At 38.4% G+C, this 13921-nt stretch carries 15 protein-coding genes; 10 read left to right on the forward strand and 5 right to left on the reverse strand.

Annotated elements, in window-relative coordinates; all coding sequences use genetic code 11:
- Nucleotides 1-2: 2 nt before the first annotated feature.
- Nucleotides 3-1985 carry a glucose PTS transporter subunit IIA gene (locus tag QK255_RS03040; RefSeq protein ID WP_002323720.1) on the forward strand — a complete coding sequence of 661 codons (1983 nt, stop codon included), beginning with the start codon at nucleotides 3-5 and terminating at the stop codon, nucleotides 1983-1985.
- 64 nt (nucleotides 1986-2049) lie between these two features.
- Here the strand turns inward: QK255_RS03040 and nrdI are convergent, their stop codons facing one another.
- The gene (nrdI, locus tag QK255_RS03045) at nucleotides 2050-2496 is read right to left on the reverse strand and encodes a class Ib ribonucleoside-diphosphate reductase assembly flavoprotein NrdI (protein ID WP_002287091.1); all 447 of its coding nucleotides are present in this window, start codon (nucleotides 2494-2496) and stop codon (nucleotides 2050-2052) included.
- Nucleotides 2497-2706: 210 nt separating this feature from the next.
- On the opposite strand from nrdI, the gene QK255_RS03050 reads away from it, so the two are divergent.
- Nucleotides 2707-4131, forward strand: coding sequence for a basic amino acid/polyamine antiporter (locus tag QK255_RS03050; RefSeq protein ID WP_002291584.1), 1425 nt, complete (start codon nucleotides 2707-2709; stop codon nucleotides 4129-4131).
- Nucleotides 4132-4311: 180 nt separating this feature from the next.
- Here QK255_RS03050 and QK255_RS03055 read toward each other — a convergent pair whose 3' ends face one another.
- The 3 genes from QK255_RS03055 to QK255_RS03065 all read right to left on the reverse strand — a co-directional run bounded on the left by QK255_RS03055 (nucleotide 4312) and on the right by QK255_RS03065 (nucleotide 6461).
- Nucleotides 4312-5085, reverse strand: coding sequence for a DUF2705 family protein (locus QK255_RS03055; RefSeq protein ID WP_002291582.1), 774 nt, complete (start codon nucleotides 5083-5085; stop codon nucleotides 4312-4314).
- Complete coding sequence (locus QK255_RS03060; RefSeq protein WP_010727467.1) at nucleotides 5082-5987, reverse strand: ABC transporter ATP-binding protein; 906 nt, start codon at nucleotides 5985-5987, stop codon at nucleotides 5082-5084. The genes QK255_RS03055 and QK255_RS03060 overlap by 4 nt, the downstream gene beginning before the upstream one ends.
- A gap of 153 nt (nucleotides 5988-6140) precedes the next feature.
- The gene (locus QK255_RS03065; RefSeq protein WP_002291579.1) at nucleotides 6141-6461 is read right to left on the reverse strand and encodes a DMT family transporter; all 321 of its coding nucleotides are present in this window, start codon (nucleotides 6459-6461) and stop codon (nucleotides 6141-6143) included.
- A 473-nt stretch (nucleotides 6462-6934) separates the two neighbouring features.
- On the opposite strand from QK255_RS03065, the gene QK255_RS03070 reads away from it, so the two are divergent.
- The 4 genes from QK255_RS03070 to QK255_RS03085 all read left to right on the forward strand — a co-directional run bounded on the left by QK255_RS03070 (nucleotide 6935) and on the right by QK255_RS03085 (nucleotide 10765).
- Entirely contained in the window at nucleotides 6935-7621 is a 687-nt protein-coding gene (locus QK255_RS03070) for a DUF969 domain-containing protein (protein WP_002291575.1), read from the forward strand.
- Between the two features lies 1 nt (nucleotide 7622).
- On the forward strand, nucleotides 7623-8567 hold the full coding sequence (locus QK255_RS03075; protein ID WP_002287082.1) for a DUF979 domain-containing protein: 945 nt from the start codon (nucleotides 7623-7625) through the stop codon (nucleotides 8565-8567).
- Between the two features lie 197 nt (nucleotides 8568-8764).
- A complete protein-coding gene (gene pcp / locus QK255_RS03080; protein WP_002287081.1) occupies nucleotides 8765-9409 on the forward strand; it encodes a pyroglutamyl-peptidase I in 645 nt (214 codons plus the stop codon).
- Between the two features lie 78 nt (nucleotides 9410-9487).
- The gene (locus tag QK255_RS03085; RefSeq protein ID WP_002291573.1) at nucleotides 9488-10765 is read left to right on the forward strand and encodes a hypothetical protein; all 1278 of its coding nucleotides are present in this window, start codon (nucleotides 9488-9490) and stop codon (nucleotides 10763-10765) included.
- A 183-nt stretch (nucleotides 10766-10948) separates the two neighbouring features.
- Here QK255_RS03085 and pnuC read toward each other — a convergent pair whose 3' ends face one another.
- The gene (gene pnuC, locus QK255_RS03090) at nucleotides 10949-11698 is read right to left on the reverse strand and encodes a nicotinamide riboside transporter PnuC (RefSeq protein ID WP_002287078.1); all 750 of its coding nucleotides are present in this window, start codon (nucleotides 11696-11698) and stop codon (nucleotides 10949-10951) included.
- A gap of 332 nt (nucleotides 11699-12030) precedes the next feature.
- Here pnuC and gloA2 point away from each other — a divergent pair, with 332 nt between their 5' ends.
- From gloA2 to QK255_RS03110, 4 genes are all read left to right on the forward strand, one after another.
- On the forward strand, nucleotides 12031-12411 hold the full coding sequence (gloA2, locus tag QK255_RS03095) for an SMU1112c/YaeR family gloxylase I-like metalloprotein (protein ID WP_002287076.1): 381 nt from the start codon (nucleotides 12031-12033) through the stop codon (nucleotides 12409-12411).
- Between the two features lie 95 nt (nucleotides 12412-12506).
- Nucleotides 12507-13016, forward strand: coding sequence for a hypothetical protein (locus QK255_RS03100; RefSeq protein WP_002291572.1), 510 nt, complete (start codon nucleotides 12507-12509; stop codon nucleotides 13014-13016).
- Nucleotides 13017-13092: 76 nt separating this feature from the next.
- Nucleotides 13093-13272: a P-loop NTPase family protein gene (locus QK255_RS03105; protein WP_002291570.1), complete on the forward strand. Its 180-nt coding sequence runs from the start codon at nucleotides 13093-13095 to the stop codon at nucleotides 13270-13272.
- Nucleotides 13273-13326: 54 nt separating this feature from the next.
- Nucleotides 13327-13893: a GNAT family N-acetyltransferase gene (locus QK255_RS03110; protein ID WP_002291569.1), complete on the forward strand. Its 567-nt coding sequence runs from the start codon at nucleotides 13327-13329 to the stop codon at nucleotides 13891-13893.
- Nucleotides 13894-13921 lie beyond the last annotated feature (28 nt).

Below are 13921 nucleotides of genomic sequence, written 5' to 3' on the forward strand. Positions count from 1 at the left end.
CCATGGCAAAAAACGAACTGACTTTGGAAGAACTGGCAAAACAAATTTATAAAGGGGCAGGCGGCATGGGCAATGTAGAAAGCATTGTCCACTGCATGACTCGTGTGCGTATGAAGATCATCAATGATGATCTTGTAAATGTCTCTGAATTAAAAGCGATTCCAGGAGTGCTTGGTGTAGTAGAAGATGAACAGCTTCAAGTCATCATCGGACCTGGGAAAGTGAACAAAGTAGCACAGCAAATGGTTGATTTGGCAGGCGTGAAATTAGGAGAAAAACTTCCTTCTGTAAGTGCAGCTACAGCAAATTCATCAGCATCTGGAAAAGACCGTGTAAACGAACGGGCACAAGAAATGAAAGCGGCACAAAAATCGAAACAAAAACCATCTAAAATCAAATCGGTATTAAAAGACATTTCTAATATCTTTGTGCCAATGATTCCTGCATTTGTCGGTACTGGGATCGTGGCAGGGATTGCCGCAGTTTTAGCAAACTTAGTCACAGCCGGAACACTTGATGCAGCAACATGGCAACAATATATCGATGTGATGAACATCTTGAAAAACGGGATGTTTAGCTACCTAGTTATCTATACAGGTATCAATGCTGCACAAGTTTTTGGTGCAACACCAACTCTTGGTGGAGTTATCGGGGCCGTTGTGATGCTGACAGGGATGAATCCGGAAGCACCACTGAAAAACTTATTTACTGGTGAAGCTCTTGCAGCTGGACAAGGTGGGATCTTAGGTGTCATCTTCGCTGTTTGGCTATTGTCAATCGTTGAGAAAAAACTGCATAAAGTAGTACCTGATGCGGTAGATATCATCGTTACACCAACTCTTTCATTGATTGCCATCGGTCTGATTGAAATTTTCTTCATCATGCCTTTAGCAGGTTTCATTTCTGATGGCATGGTCGGTGGGATCAACTGGGTACTTGGCGTTGGTGGAGCATTTGCCGGCTTCGTTCTAGGCACATTATTCTTGCCGATGGTTATGTTCGGACTGCATCAAATTTTGACTCCAATCCATGTGCAAATGATTGATGAAACTGGTCGTACGCTATTGCTTCCAATTCTTGCGATGGCTGGTGCAGGACAAGTGGGTGCAGCATTGGCATTATGGATTCGCTGCAAAAAAGATAAAGAATTAACAGAAATGATCAAAGGAGCTTTACCAGTCGGGATCCTAGGAATCGGCGAACCATTGATTTACGGAGTAACATTACCTCTAGGACGCCCATTTATTACTGCTTGTATCGGTGGAGGTATCGGCGGGGCAGTGATCGGAATGATCGGAAATGTCGGGGCTATCGCTATTGGACCTTCAGGAGCCGCTTTGATCCCATTGATCTCTGACGGTAAATGGTTAGGCTACATCCTTGGATTATTGGCAGCTTATGCTGGTGGCTTCGTTGCTACATTCTTCTTCGGTATTCCTAAAGACCGTTTAGAAAAAGAAGAATTAGCGACTGAAACAGCCACAGTAAATGAAGTGCCTGAAAAAGCAGTACCTCAAACTTCAGCTGAAAGTGTGACTATCCTCTCATCAGTTGCTGACGGAACAGTTGTTTCTTTAGATAAAGCAAGTGATCCAGTTTTTGCACAAAAGATGATGGGTGAAGGCTACTTTGTAGAACCAGAAAACGGACATATTCATTCTCCAGTTACTGGGGTAGTCAGTTCTGTCTTCCCAACGAAACACGCTATTGGGATCACAACGCCAAATGGTTTAGAAATCTTGCTTCATATGGGAATCAACACAGTTGACTTAGGCGGTACGCCATTTGATGTGAAAGTAACAGAAGGGCAGCAAGTGACACCTGATACGCTTGTAGCAGAAGCTGACTTAGAAGCGATCAAAGCAGCAGGCAAAGAAACATCCATGATCGTCTTGGTAACCAATATGGATCGTGTAAAAAACTTTGTCTTGGAAAAAACAGGTAAAGCAAAAGCAAAAGCACCTGTGATGGATGTCAAAGCTTAATATGATAGAAACAATAGAAACGAAAGAAGAAGCTGAAATCTATTTTTCAGCTTCTTCTTTTTTATTATTTATTGTTTTCTGCTAAAATCTGATAAATTCGTGTCACATCAGATGGTGTTCCCCGTAATTCATAATCTGCCAAGAAAGGAAAGCCAAATGTTTGTGCATATTGTTTGGCTGTTAGACAATACTGATTATTGAAGTTTTTATTCCCGCTACCGACTACACCAAGACAAAGTTTATGATTGTCTTCATGTTCCAGATATTCACGCATCGTTTCGGTCAAGATTTCTGTATCACCGTTATCTAAACCATTTCCGCCGTCTAAATAAGTAGGAACGAAAGTAAAAAATGGTTCTGTTTCTTTCGTAAAATCACTATTTTCATGGATTTCTTTTAAAGTAACTTCAGGATTGACAGGATCTTCTGCATGCATTTTTTCAGCATATTCTGCTAGATGTTTGGCAAAGGCACGCGTATTTCCTGAAATCGATATATATAAAATGTTCATGGATCATCCCCCAATTCTTTCCTTTTAGTATAGCATCTTTTTTAAGTTTTTTGGTGGTGTAATTTGGAAAGGGACTAGGCGCTTTGCTTGTATAATGAGAAAAAAGCCGGTAGAATTATATTTCTATTAAAGTTTTTATTAATTAAGTAAAAATAAAAAAGGTTTGTTATACTTTTTGATAAAAGCGGTTTTATTTTGGAGGATGCTTACATGGATACAGAGCAACAGAAAAAAGGAATTGGTTTAATTCCACTTGCTGCCTTAGTAATTGGTTCAGCGATTGGAGGTGGCGTATTTGGTATTATGACGGACATCTCCGGATCGGCTGGCGGCCCAGCTATTTTCAGTTGGGTACTCGTAGGAACAGCAATGTTGATGCTCTCCTTGTCGATCAATAATATCAATAAAAAACGTCCAGATTTAAAAGGCGGGATCTTTAGTTACGCAGAAGAAGGTTTTGGCCGTTTCGCTGGTTTTATCAGCGGTTGGGGTTACTGGCTCACATGCTGGTTAGGCAACGTAGCTTTTGCAACATTGTTGATGAGCGCATTAGGATATTTCTTCCCAGTATTTGAAGGTGGGCAAAATCTGGCATCGATCGTGATGAGTACAGTCTTTTTATGGGGATATGCATGGCTAGTGAATCGGGGAGTCGAAAATGCTAGTTTCGTCAATGCTATCGTCACATTCTGTAAATTAGTGCCATTATTTTTATTTATTGTAGTAGCTATCAGCACGTTTTCGATCCAACAATTCATTGATAACTTTTCTAGCGACATTATATTGAATGCGAATGGACAGCCGATCCCGTTTTCCAGTCAAGTATTGAGTTGCATCATGGTGATGCTTTGGGTATTTGTTGGTATTGAAGGAGCCTCTGTCGTAGGTTCACGAGCAAAAAAACAATCAGATGTTGGGAAAGCAACGATTCTAGGGATATTCGGCTTGATTATTATTTACGTCTTGGTTTCCATGCTTCCATATGGGACAATGACGATGAATCAGCTGCAAACGATCAAGGCGCAGCCTGCTATGGGCTATGTGTTTGAAATGATGGTTGGTAAATGGGGAGCAGTCGTGATCAACGGCGGTTTGATCATTTCTTTAGTTGGTGTTTGGCTCTCATGGACGATCTTACCGATTGAAACAATGGGAAACATGGCTGAAGATGGACTTTTGCCTAAAGCATGGGGAAAACTCAACAAAAATGAGGCACCAACTTATGCTATCGTATTGACGACGTTATGTACGAATGTCTTTTTACTTTCATTATTATTCACTGACAGTGCTTATAACTTTGCTTACACACTTGGTACAGCAGCTATTTTCTTTACGTGGCTTTTCTTAGGATTGTACCAAATGAAACTTTCTTATCAGCGGAAAGAATGGGTCCAATTTTTAGTAGGGCTTTTAGCAAGTGCCTTTCAAGTATGGGCTATGCTAGTCGTAGCCTTTAATGAAGTAATGCTTGTTCTTGTTCTTTTCTTGCCAGGCATTTATTTTTATCTCAAAGCACGTAAGGAGCAAAACGAGCCTGTACAACATATCCACTTAGATAAGATTTTACTTATAGGTGTGACGATGGTCGGAGTGATTGCAATGGTTTTATTTGCCACTGGGATGCTTCACGTATAGAAGTATAAAAGAAGTATAAAGAGAGGTTGTGAGCCTGTCGTTTATTCAAAAACATACTAGGAAAGGAGCTGTGACACAAATGTTGTCACAGCTCCTTTTTCAGAATAAACGGTGTTTAAGAGACAGCCAATCGGCAATAAGGCTGAACGTCTCTTTCACAACCTCTTTTTTGATGAGTCATCATACATTTTTTCGCTTAAATACGAGATATCCTAATGCTAAGAACAAAACGATGTAAGCTAAATTACCGAACAGCATTTGATTAGTAGAAAGATGAGTCAATTGCTTCATGATCTCTTCGTTTCCAATTTGGTTTTGCAGATTCAACATACTGATCGGATTCCATTTGATCCACTCCCATTTTTGGATGAGTGCGATAAGGATACCAGATATGATTGACGAAGCAAAATAAAAGACGATTCCTGCTGAGATGGATGCACCGGAACTATTGATAAAGCAAGCAATCATCAACACTAAACTTAAAATCAGCCATAAACCGATATAACTACCCAAAGTATAAGTGAACAAGCTTTGGATCAGTGTTTGACCAGTAGAAACCTTCTCCGTGAAGGAAATCGAAGGGAAAAGAATCAGTTTCATCAACACAGTGACAATAATAGCTAAAAGGTATAAATAAACAGAATAAATAACTAATGTGATCCATTTGCTTACTAATATTTCTCCTCGAGAATACTTTCGATAAAGGAGATTTTTCAATGTACCATATTGTGCTTCCATCGAAATGATCGTGCTTGCAGCTGCAATCATGATAAAGACAATCCAAGATGTGGCACTAAAAAGCTGAGCAGTCATTTCAATTGGATCAATGATCGTCGTGTATTTTTTGGCTAGAAGTGCTGTTCCTATGAGCAAAACAACTAATAGAACAGATAAAACAGCAGTTGACTTTTTCTTGATCAATTTAAATAATTCTTGTTTTACAAGCAATGTCATTTTTCTTCTTCCCCCTTTACTGAATCCAGAATTTCCAATAGAGAAGATTCCAAATCATTCGTCAGATGCTGGACGTCTGTCACATGGATATTTTGTGCAGACAATAACTGGATCACGGTTCCTAATAATTCTTCGTTTTCTTTTAAAAGCTTGATTTTATCAGAATCTTCCAAAGTATATCCAGCTTCTGTCAAGATCGTTCGAGCAGCTAGATCATTCGTTGTAGAGATAATGATGAAATCTTGCGCTGCTTGGCTCAATTCAGCCATTGTACATTGCTTGATGATCTTTCCTTGATTGATCAGGATCAGCTCATCCACCATTTTTTCAAGCTCACTGAGTAAGTGACTGGAGATCAAGAAAGAGGTGCCTTGAGTAGCTAAGTCGGTAATGATTTTTCGCACATCTCTTGTTGCTTGTGGATCCAACCCGTTCATCGGTTCATCTAAAATAACGATAGAAGGATGGTTCAGTAAGGCAAGAGCAATCCCTAGCTTTTGTTTCATTCCCAACGAGTAAGATTTCGCTTTTTTGTGAATGTACTTTTCCATCTTGAGCTGATTCACGATAGTATCGATAGCAGATACATCGTTTGTTTCAGAGAATAACTTCAGATGATCATAGCCTGTTAAGAATGGGTAGATACCCGGATATTCGATCAATGCTCCTACTTGTTCCAACCCTTTATGACTAGAGGGAGAAATCTCATTTTCACCAATACGGATTGTTCCATCTGAGTAATGGATCAGTCCTAAAATAGCTTTCATGATCGTTGTTTTTCCAGCGCCATTAGGACCTACTAATCCAACGATTTTGCCAGGAGATAAGTTAAAACTGACATCGCTGAGGGCTTGTTTGTGACCAAAGTTCTTGGATAATTCTTGGACCGAAAGACTTTTCAAAAATATTCACTCCTTTTCTATAGATAGTACAAGCATACACCTGATGAGTGGAGAAGTCGCTAGGTCATTGGACTTATTTCTTATTTTTTCATAAAAAAATTGAATATTAAATAAAAAGGCTTATTTTTTCTGATCAGTACTTATTCCAAGTGTCTAGTGGCCGCTAGTAATCTTGATGCCAATGATACTGATGAGTAGCATCCCCACAAAGAACCAAGTGGAAAGATTCAGCTTATCATGAAACAAGACCACACCAATTATGACCGAACCAACTGCGCCAATCCCTGTCCGGATAGGATAAGAGAGACTCATCGGCAAACTTTTGATTGCCTTTGATAAAAAGTAAAAACTAGCAATCATTCCAATCACTGTGTAAAAAGAATAATTTATTTTAGAAAAACCATCACTCCATTTCATCATCGTTGACCAGAATACTTCCAAAATTCCTGCTATGATTAATTCCATCCATGCCATACATACGTTCCTCCTTCAATATAAAAAATACACAAAAAGAGGAGAATCATCCCTTCAAAGACCTAATGGAATGATCATCCTCTTTTTTACTACCCGGTGGCAGATCGTATATCTTTTTCTGTAGTATAGCACACCTATCCAGATATCGGCAATCTCATACTTTTTAGTAAAGTGTACCAAGCATTGACGGATATATCGTTAGCAGAAAAGAAGATGAATGCTTTGCAATTTCATAGAAAGGAGTTGTTATTTATTAATCATTTAAAAAAAACAGTAACTAGACCTTATTTCTATATATTAGCGGGCAATAAATTAAAAAAAGCTTTACCTTACAATAAGTAAGATAATTTTTGTGATAAAAAAATAACGAAAAATATTTAAAAATAGTGTCTATTTCGTGAGAAAACAACTATATTTTTTATGTGTTTTGCTTTATAATTAAAAAAATATTGTCATTTTATGGAGGAAAATATATGGAAAATTATCTTAGCCTTTTAGGCGTCTTGATTGTTATTCTCGGGTTTGCATTTAAATTAGACTCGATATTGATCGTAATGGTTGCTTTAGTTGTGACAGCTTTGACTGGCGGTCTTGGCATTCAAGGAATGTTAGAACTTTTAGGCACAAGTTTTGTGAACAATCGTGGGATGGCGATTTTCATCATCATTATGTTGGCGACAGGAACACTTGAAAGAAATGGTCTGAAAGAATCAGCGGCTTCCTTGATCAAGCGGTTCAAGAAAGTATCTGCTGGCATGATCGTAGATATTTATGGAATATTTCGAATGATCTTTGCAGCTTTTAACGTGAGTTTTGGTGGAGTTGCTGGATTTGTTCGTCCGATCATTCTACCTATGGCATTGGGAACCATCGAATCAAAAGGATTAAAAGTCCATCCTAAGCATGAAGAAGAACTAAAAGGTATGGCTTCGGCTATGGAAAATGTCTGCTGGTTCTTTGGCCAAGTACTATTCATCGGAGGCGCAGGGGCGTTGCTAGTCCAATCAACACTGAAAGATCTAGGATATGACGTAACATTGGGACAGCTTGCTTTAGTGGAAGTTCCAGTGGCTATCACGGCTTTAGTTGTGGCAAGTGTCTACTTCTATCTTAAAGAAAAGAAATTAGCGAAGAAATATTATCCAGGAAAGGGGCAATAAGATGGACTTTTTTACAAATCCTGATATTTTATTAGGCGATAAATTACTGGAGATTCTTTATATCGTGATGGGACTCGTATTGATTTACACTGGAGTAAGAAATTTAACAGATAAAACCAATCCTCATCGTTATGGGTCAGCCTTTTTCTGGACGGTCTTAGGGGTAGTTATTGCAGGAGGAAGATGGCTTCCGGCAATCGTGAACGGTGGCTTGATCTTTGCGATGACCATACCAGCAATTGCTAAGAAAGTCAGCAAAGGAGAAAGCCGGCTTCCATCAAAAGAATATATGGAAAAAATGTCAGACAAACTAGGAATGAAAATCTTTATTCCAGCTTTGAGTATCGGTGTCTTTGCGATCTTGTTTGCTCTATTTACCAATTTAGGTGCTTTAGTCGGCGTGGGCGTCGGTGTTTTTGCAGCCATGCTAATCTTGATGTTCTTTTCTCGAGATAATCGACCAAGTACATTTTTAGATGATGCAGCAGATATGCTGGGCACAGTAGGGCCGTTAAGCATGTTGCCAATGCTTTTAGCTTCTCTAGGTGCGGTATTTACAAGCGCTGGAGTTGGGACAGTGATTTCCAATGCAGTAGGTACGATCGTTCCAGAAGGAAATGTGAACATCGGCATCATCATTTACGCTCTTGGCATGGTGATATTTACGGTAATCATGGGGAATGCATTTGCGGCCATCACCGTGATGACGGTTGGGATCGGTGCACCATTCGTATTTAGTCATGGAGCGAATCCAGCGTTAATAGGAATGGTTGCATTGACTTGCGGTTTTTGTGGGACCCTGCTGACACCGATGGCTGCTAACTTCAATATCGTGCCTGTAGCGATGCTGGAGATGAAAGACAAATACGGAGTGATCAAAAACCAGTTGTTTATTGCGTTATTTATGCTAGTTTTCCAAATTGCTTATATGATTCTATTTAAATAATAGAAGAGAAGGGTTGTGACAGAATAATTGTCGCAACCTCTTCTAACATTGTAGTGGAACACTATTTTTTATAAGAATATATTAAGTTTGATCTGTTATGTTATTTAAACTATTGTTTCCTTTATTTACGCTGTTCAAGGAAAATGGTATGATAAAAGATAACCATATGTTAAATCAATCGGACGGAGGAACAACAGATGAAAGTACTAGTAACAGGTTTTGATCCATTTGGTGGGGACAAAGTGAATCCAGCCTATGAAGCAGTAAAAAAAATGCCAGATGAAATCAGCGGTGCTGAAATCATCAAAGTAGAAGTACCGACCGTATTCGAAAAAAGCAGTCAAGTAGTCAAAGAAGCCATCCAACAGCACCAACCAGATGTCGTGATCTGTGTCGGACAAGCAGGTGGGCGGTCAGCAGTCTCGTTCGAACGTGTCGCAATCAATCTAGCAGAAGCAAGAATCCCTGATAATGAAGGAAATCAGCCATTCGATACGGCTTTAGAAGAAAACGGTCCAGCCGCTTACTTTACCTCATTGCCAATCAAAGCAATGACAAAAAATGTACAAGATCATGGTCTACCAGCGTACATCTCTTATACAGCAGGAACATTTGTCTGCAATGATATCATGTATCGTTTGCTTCATTTGATCGAAACACAATTCCCGGCAATTCGAGGTGGGTTCATCCACGTGCCATTCTCACCCGATCAAGTGATCGATCGTCCAGTGGGTACGCCTTCTATGTCTTTAGAAGACATTGCTTCTTCTTTGACTTATGCAGTTGAAGCAGCAGTAGAAAATAAAGAAGATATTTCCGGAAATGCCGGAACAACTCACTAATTTAGCAAGAAACACTGGCTGGTTGCTAACGTTATGTTAGTAGCCAGCTTTTTGTAATTAGAAAGGAAAGAAACAGCCGTGGAAGAATGGCAATCCGTCTTTGAAGAATGGTTTCCAAAAGAAATCAGCAAAAGCTATCCCATCAAAATTTCTAAACAATACACAAGCAGTCAACGTTGGGAGATCTATGCAAAATTAACGAAAAAACAGCGGGAACTAGTCGATAAGCACCGCCGATATCTAATCAGCTCTCGTTTTATGGAAGAACATTATTTAGCTGCAACAGATTGGGTGTTTTCTGACTTCAAGATCAATCCGTTTTTTCGAACAAAACGAAGCCAGCAAAAATTGTATTGTGAGTGTGGTAGAGAATTAAAAGTGCAATACATCGTTAAATCGCCAAAAACCGGAAAGATCCTAAAACTAGGCATCAACCACTTTGCCGATCACCTGCATGTCTCTCCGACAGTGGCAGCTTCGATCCATCAGGGAATGACAAAAGTTGATCTGGCCTTAGACGAATTATTATGGCTTAAGCAGAAGAATATCGATTTTCCTGAAGGACTATGGCAAAAATACTGTTTTGTCTTGTACCAAAATCGTCGGATGAAACAGCCATATTTACCGGATATAAAATTAGCTCAGCGGCTCGCAGAATTTCGCCAAGTAGAAATGCCGATTTACATAGCGGATTATCAAGCATTGGAAAATGAAATCAAGAAAATAAGTGAACACATCAATGGGCAGCCAAAAAAGCGACAGATAAAAAAAGAACTATTTGACGACTTTGCAGAAGAATTAGTAAAGGATGTAGAAGAATTCTTGACCAACTATCGCGCATTTTTACGTAAAGATTGGCAATCCATCGTATATGAAGAAGTGCCAGTACATCCTAATGCTTATTTTGAAACATTTATTTCTGTGTTGAGAAAGACAAAACGTCAACGAACACCAGAAGTCACTGCTCAGATGGAATATTTTGCGAAAAACCAACGATTCATCCAACCAAAAATCTATCTATTTATTTGGAAGCAATATTGTCGCTATGGTTTTACAGAAGGGTTCTTCGACAGCATTCCTCGGATAGTCAGAAATGGTTTTTTAAAAGTATTGCGTAAAGAACGAGAAGCTATACAATCTGCTGATAAGAAAGACCGTACAGTCTCAAAAGAAAAATGGCAACTAGTAGTGAAAGATATCCAATCTGGAAATGTGCAAGAGACAATCGACAAATGGAAAGGAAAACATTATCGTTTTACTGAAGCTCAGAAACAAGCGTTGGAATATTATCAGAAGTTAGAAGAATCACTGCGTTTCAATGATGAGGCAAGAAAGTATCTAAAGGAATTACTATAAAAAATAGAGGCTGGGACAGAAGCGTTTAACTCCAAGAAATAAGAAGGAATTCACGAAAATTGCTTTTCGAATTTTTGTGAATTTCAGCTTATTTCCGAAGGAGTTGCTTCTGCTTCAGCCGTTTATACGTGTTTAGAGCGTGAGACAAAAGTGTTCTTTACTTTTGTCCCACGCTCAGTTTTTTTATGCGTGTTGTTGTGCGTTGTAGTATTCTTCTTCCATTTTTTGCATACGTTCACGTTCTTTTTGGTTATACCAAGGTGAAACGGTAAATGCAAGGACATCATTCAGCAAGTAAACAGAGCTGTTCACGAACATCGCCAAACTTGCAGATCCATGCGTAAATGAAATATACCAAAGGACCATTTGAGCAAGCCCTGAAGCTAACCACCAGTAATATTGGTTGTTGTAACGCAAGAAACTGATGATACCAGCAGTCAAGCTAATAGAAAAAGCAATGGCATCTACCCACGGCCGAGGATCATCTGTATAACGACCAATCAGGAATCCTGAAACAAGATAGACAAGGAAAGTACTGATGATTGCGATAAACCAGCTTTTTCCAGTGAATTTTCGGATTTTTGAAGCCATATTATGATTCCATTCTTTACTTAACAATACGGGGATATCCAATGTGATCATATAAGCAATCTGTTCACCGATACTTAAATAGTTCTTTGCTGAGAATCCAACGATAATAAAACAAATCGCAGACAAAATACCTAAAATACCGTTGACTGATTTTGCCGCATTGATGGATAAAATACACAATACACCAAGGGTGGTACCGATAAATGTAATAACGGACAGCCAAGTGATGGGACTATTGACAAGAGTCATGACCTGGCAGCCAAGACTGAAAAAGAAAAGATAATAATTTTGTTGCGGCCAGCCTTTTAGCTGATGAGCTAAAAACTGAAAATATGACTTCATGTATGAGGACTCCTTAAGACACTAAATGTAGTGTGTTCTGTATTTACTAACACAATCTATTGTATGCTTTTCTTGAAAAAAAACTAGTCTTTCAATTATAAATAATTTGTGTTATGATAATTTTCTGTTTGTTTTCTTGAAAATATAATTTCTTACTTTCATTTATTATATTGGGAACAGGAAGAGTGTCTTGGAGGACCTACTTTCTGTTTTTTTTTTTGCCTTTTTTCTTATAAAAAGGAAAAACAGCTATTTTTTTCAATCTGACACATTTACAATGGAACTGGAGATTAATATAGATCCGAGCTTAAACGAAGAATAGGAGTGCTCATATGAACCTTACAACGATCCATCATATAGCCATCATTGTTTCAGATTATCAGAAATCACGTGATTTTTATGTTAATAAATTAGGATTTGAAGTAATCAGAGAAAATTACCGCAAAGAACGAGATGACTATAAATTAGATCTGAAACTAGGAAGTGCTGAATTGGAGATTTTTGGAATTGCTAATGCGCCACAACGACCAAACTATCCAGAAGCTTGTGGCTTGCGTCATCTTGCTTTCAAAGTAGACGATATTGAAGAAACAATTGCAGAATTGCAGTCCTTAGGGATCGAATCAGAACCGATTAGAGAAGATACCTTTACAGGAAAAAAAATGACGTTTTTCTTTGATCCAGACGGATTGCCATTAGAACTGCACGAATAAAGATAACAAAATTGTCACTTTTTTTTCGTTTCATTCGATTTTTCATTCGTTCATTTCTTGATATTCTTTAAAAAAAAGAAACAGGAGAATGAAGAATGAAAAAAATGATGTTTGGTGTTGCTGCCCTCATCGTAATAGGGATTACCGGTATGACGGGACTGCTCAATGCCGCTTTTCACATGGATGATATTAGTGACCAGGAATATCGGATCTCATTGAAAAAAGCAGCAGCAATTGTAAAAAACGAAACAAAAGAACATAACATATCTGCTATTCATTTTGCAGTTGAAAAAGACTTGGATAATCCTACGAATGCAACATATGAATACCAGTTTTTTTGTGAAGGACAAGTCATAGCAGTCAATCCATCCACTGGGAAAACAACCGTACGAAATGACACGAAAAAGGCCGCAGAACATCTTTTTGATATAGAAAAAGCGGAAGAGTTCAAACAACCGCAAGCAGCGATGAAGGAAGCAGTCAGCTACTACGGGAAAAAAGCAAAAGTGAAAGAGTGGACACTTCTAGTCAAAGATGAACGTCCTTATTATAAAGTCCGATTAATAGATGGAGAACAGGACCGTCAGGTATGGATATCTGCATAGAAGAAGGATATTGCTTCTCTTTTTTACAATATAAGAGTAAGCTAAGAGAGTAAAGATGAAAGGAAGTTGAGATAACATGGAAAAAATGAAATGCCCTAATTGCGGAAAAAAATTTGCATACGAAGAAGTCAATAATGTAGTCGAACATAATGATAAAGAAATGCCAGTCGTCTGCCCTTATTGCCGAACTGAAGCGGCAAGAATCGTTACTCATGGTTATTTCATTACTGAAAAGATTGAAGATTTTTTAAAATAACGATTTTGCGATTTCTTTTTTTGCATGTTAGAATGGAGAAAAGGAGAGGAAACTATGATTCGTTTTGCGAGAAAAGAAGATGCTCCAGAAATCGCCCCATTGATCTTAGTGATTCTAAAAGACATGGAATTGCCATTTTTGAAGCAGACAGGGGAACAAAAGGCTTTAGAGATTTTAGAAGAAGCAATCACTGATCCAAATTATCGTTACAGTTATTCACGAGGTATCGTAGAAGAAATAGACGGTAAAGTTGCAGGAGTTGCTTACGGTTATACAGATGAAGAAGAATCAATCATCGATCAGCCACTGGTACCTATCTTAGAGAAATATCAGCTAGATGCGTCTACACGTTTGTTTATTGATAAAGAAACGTTTCCCGATGAATGGTATTTGGACTCTATCAGCGTATCAGAAGATTTTAGAGGACAAGGCATCGGTTCACGGTTATTAGAAGCATTACCTAAATTGGCGAAGAAAGCTAATCGCTCCGTCATCGGTCTAAGTGTGGATGAAAAAAATCCAAAGGCTAAAAAATTATACGAACGCCATGACTTCAAAGTTGTCGGTCAGCGGATGATCAGTGGTCATCTTTATGATCATATGCAAAAGAAATTAAATTGATTTAAATTGTCAAATAGTGAAAAATAAT

This window comes from Enterococcus sp. ZQ21, assembly GCF_030053755.1.
GTDB classification, from domain to species: Bacteria; Bacillota; Bacilli; order Lactobacillales; family Enterococcaceae; genus Enterococcus_B; species Enterococcus_B lactis.

Coding starts and splice junctions, on each gene's coding strand:
- QK255_RS03040 (WP_002323720.1), top strand. CDS start 3: ATGGCAAAAAACGAACTGACTTTGGAAGAACTGGCAAAACAAATTTAT.
- nrdI (WP_002287091.1), bottom strand. CDS start 2,496: ATGAACATTTTATATATATCGATTTCAGGAAATACGCGTGCCTTTGCC.
- QK255_RS03050 (WP_002291584.1), top strand. CDS start 2,707: ATGGATACAGAGCAACAGAAAAAAGGAATTGGTTTAATTCCACTTGCT.
- QK255_RS03055 (WP_002291582.1), bottom strand. CDS start 5,085: ATGACATTGCTTGTAAAACAAGAATTATTTAAATTGATCAAGAAAAAG.
- QK255_RS03065 (WP_002291579.1), bottom strand. CDS start 6,461: ATGGCATGGATGGAATTAATCATAGCAGGAATTTTGGAAGTATTCTGG.
- QK255_RS03070 (WP_002291575.1), top strand. CDS start 6,935: ATGGAAAATTATCTTAGCCTTTTAGGCGTCTTGATTGTTATTCTCGGG.
- QK255_RS03075 (WP_002287082.1), top strand. CDS start 7,623: ATGGACTTTTTTACAAATCCTGATATTTTATTAGGCGATAAATTACTG.
- pcp (WP_002287081.1), top strand. CDS start 8,765: ATGAAAGTACTAGTAACAGGTTTTGATCCATTTGGTGGGGACAAAGTG.
- pnuC (WP_002287078.1), bottom strand. CDS start 11,698: ATGAAGTCATATTTTCAGTTTTTAGCTCATCAGCTAAAAGGCTGGCCG.
- gloA2 (WP_002287076.1), top strand. CDS start 12,031: ATGAACCTTACAACGATCCATCATATAGCCATCATTGTTTCAGATTAT.
- QK255_RS03100 (WP_002291572.1), top strand. CDS start 12,507: ATGAAAAAAATGATGTTTGGTGTTGCTGCCCTCATCGTAATAGGGATT.
- QK255_RS03105 (WP_002291570.1), top strand. CDS start 13,093: ATGGAAAAAATGAAATGCCCTAATTGCGGAAAAAAATTTGCATACGAA.
- QK255_RS03110 (WP_002291569.1), top strand. CDS start 13,327: ATGATTCGTTTTGCGAGAAAAGAAGATGCTCCAGAAATCGCCCCATTG.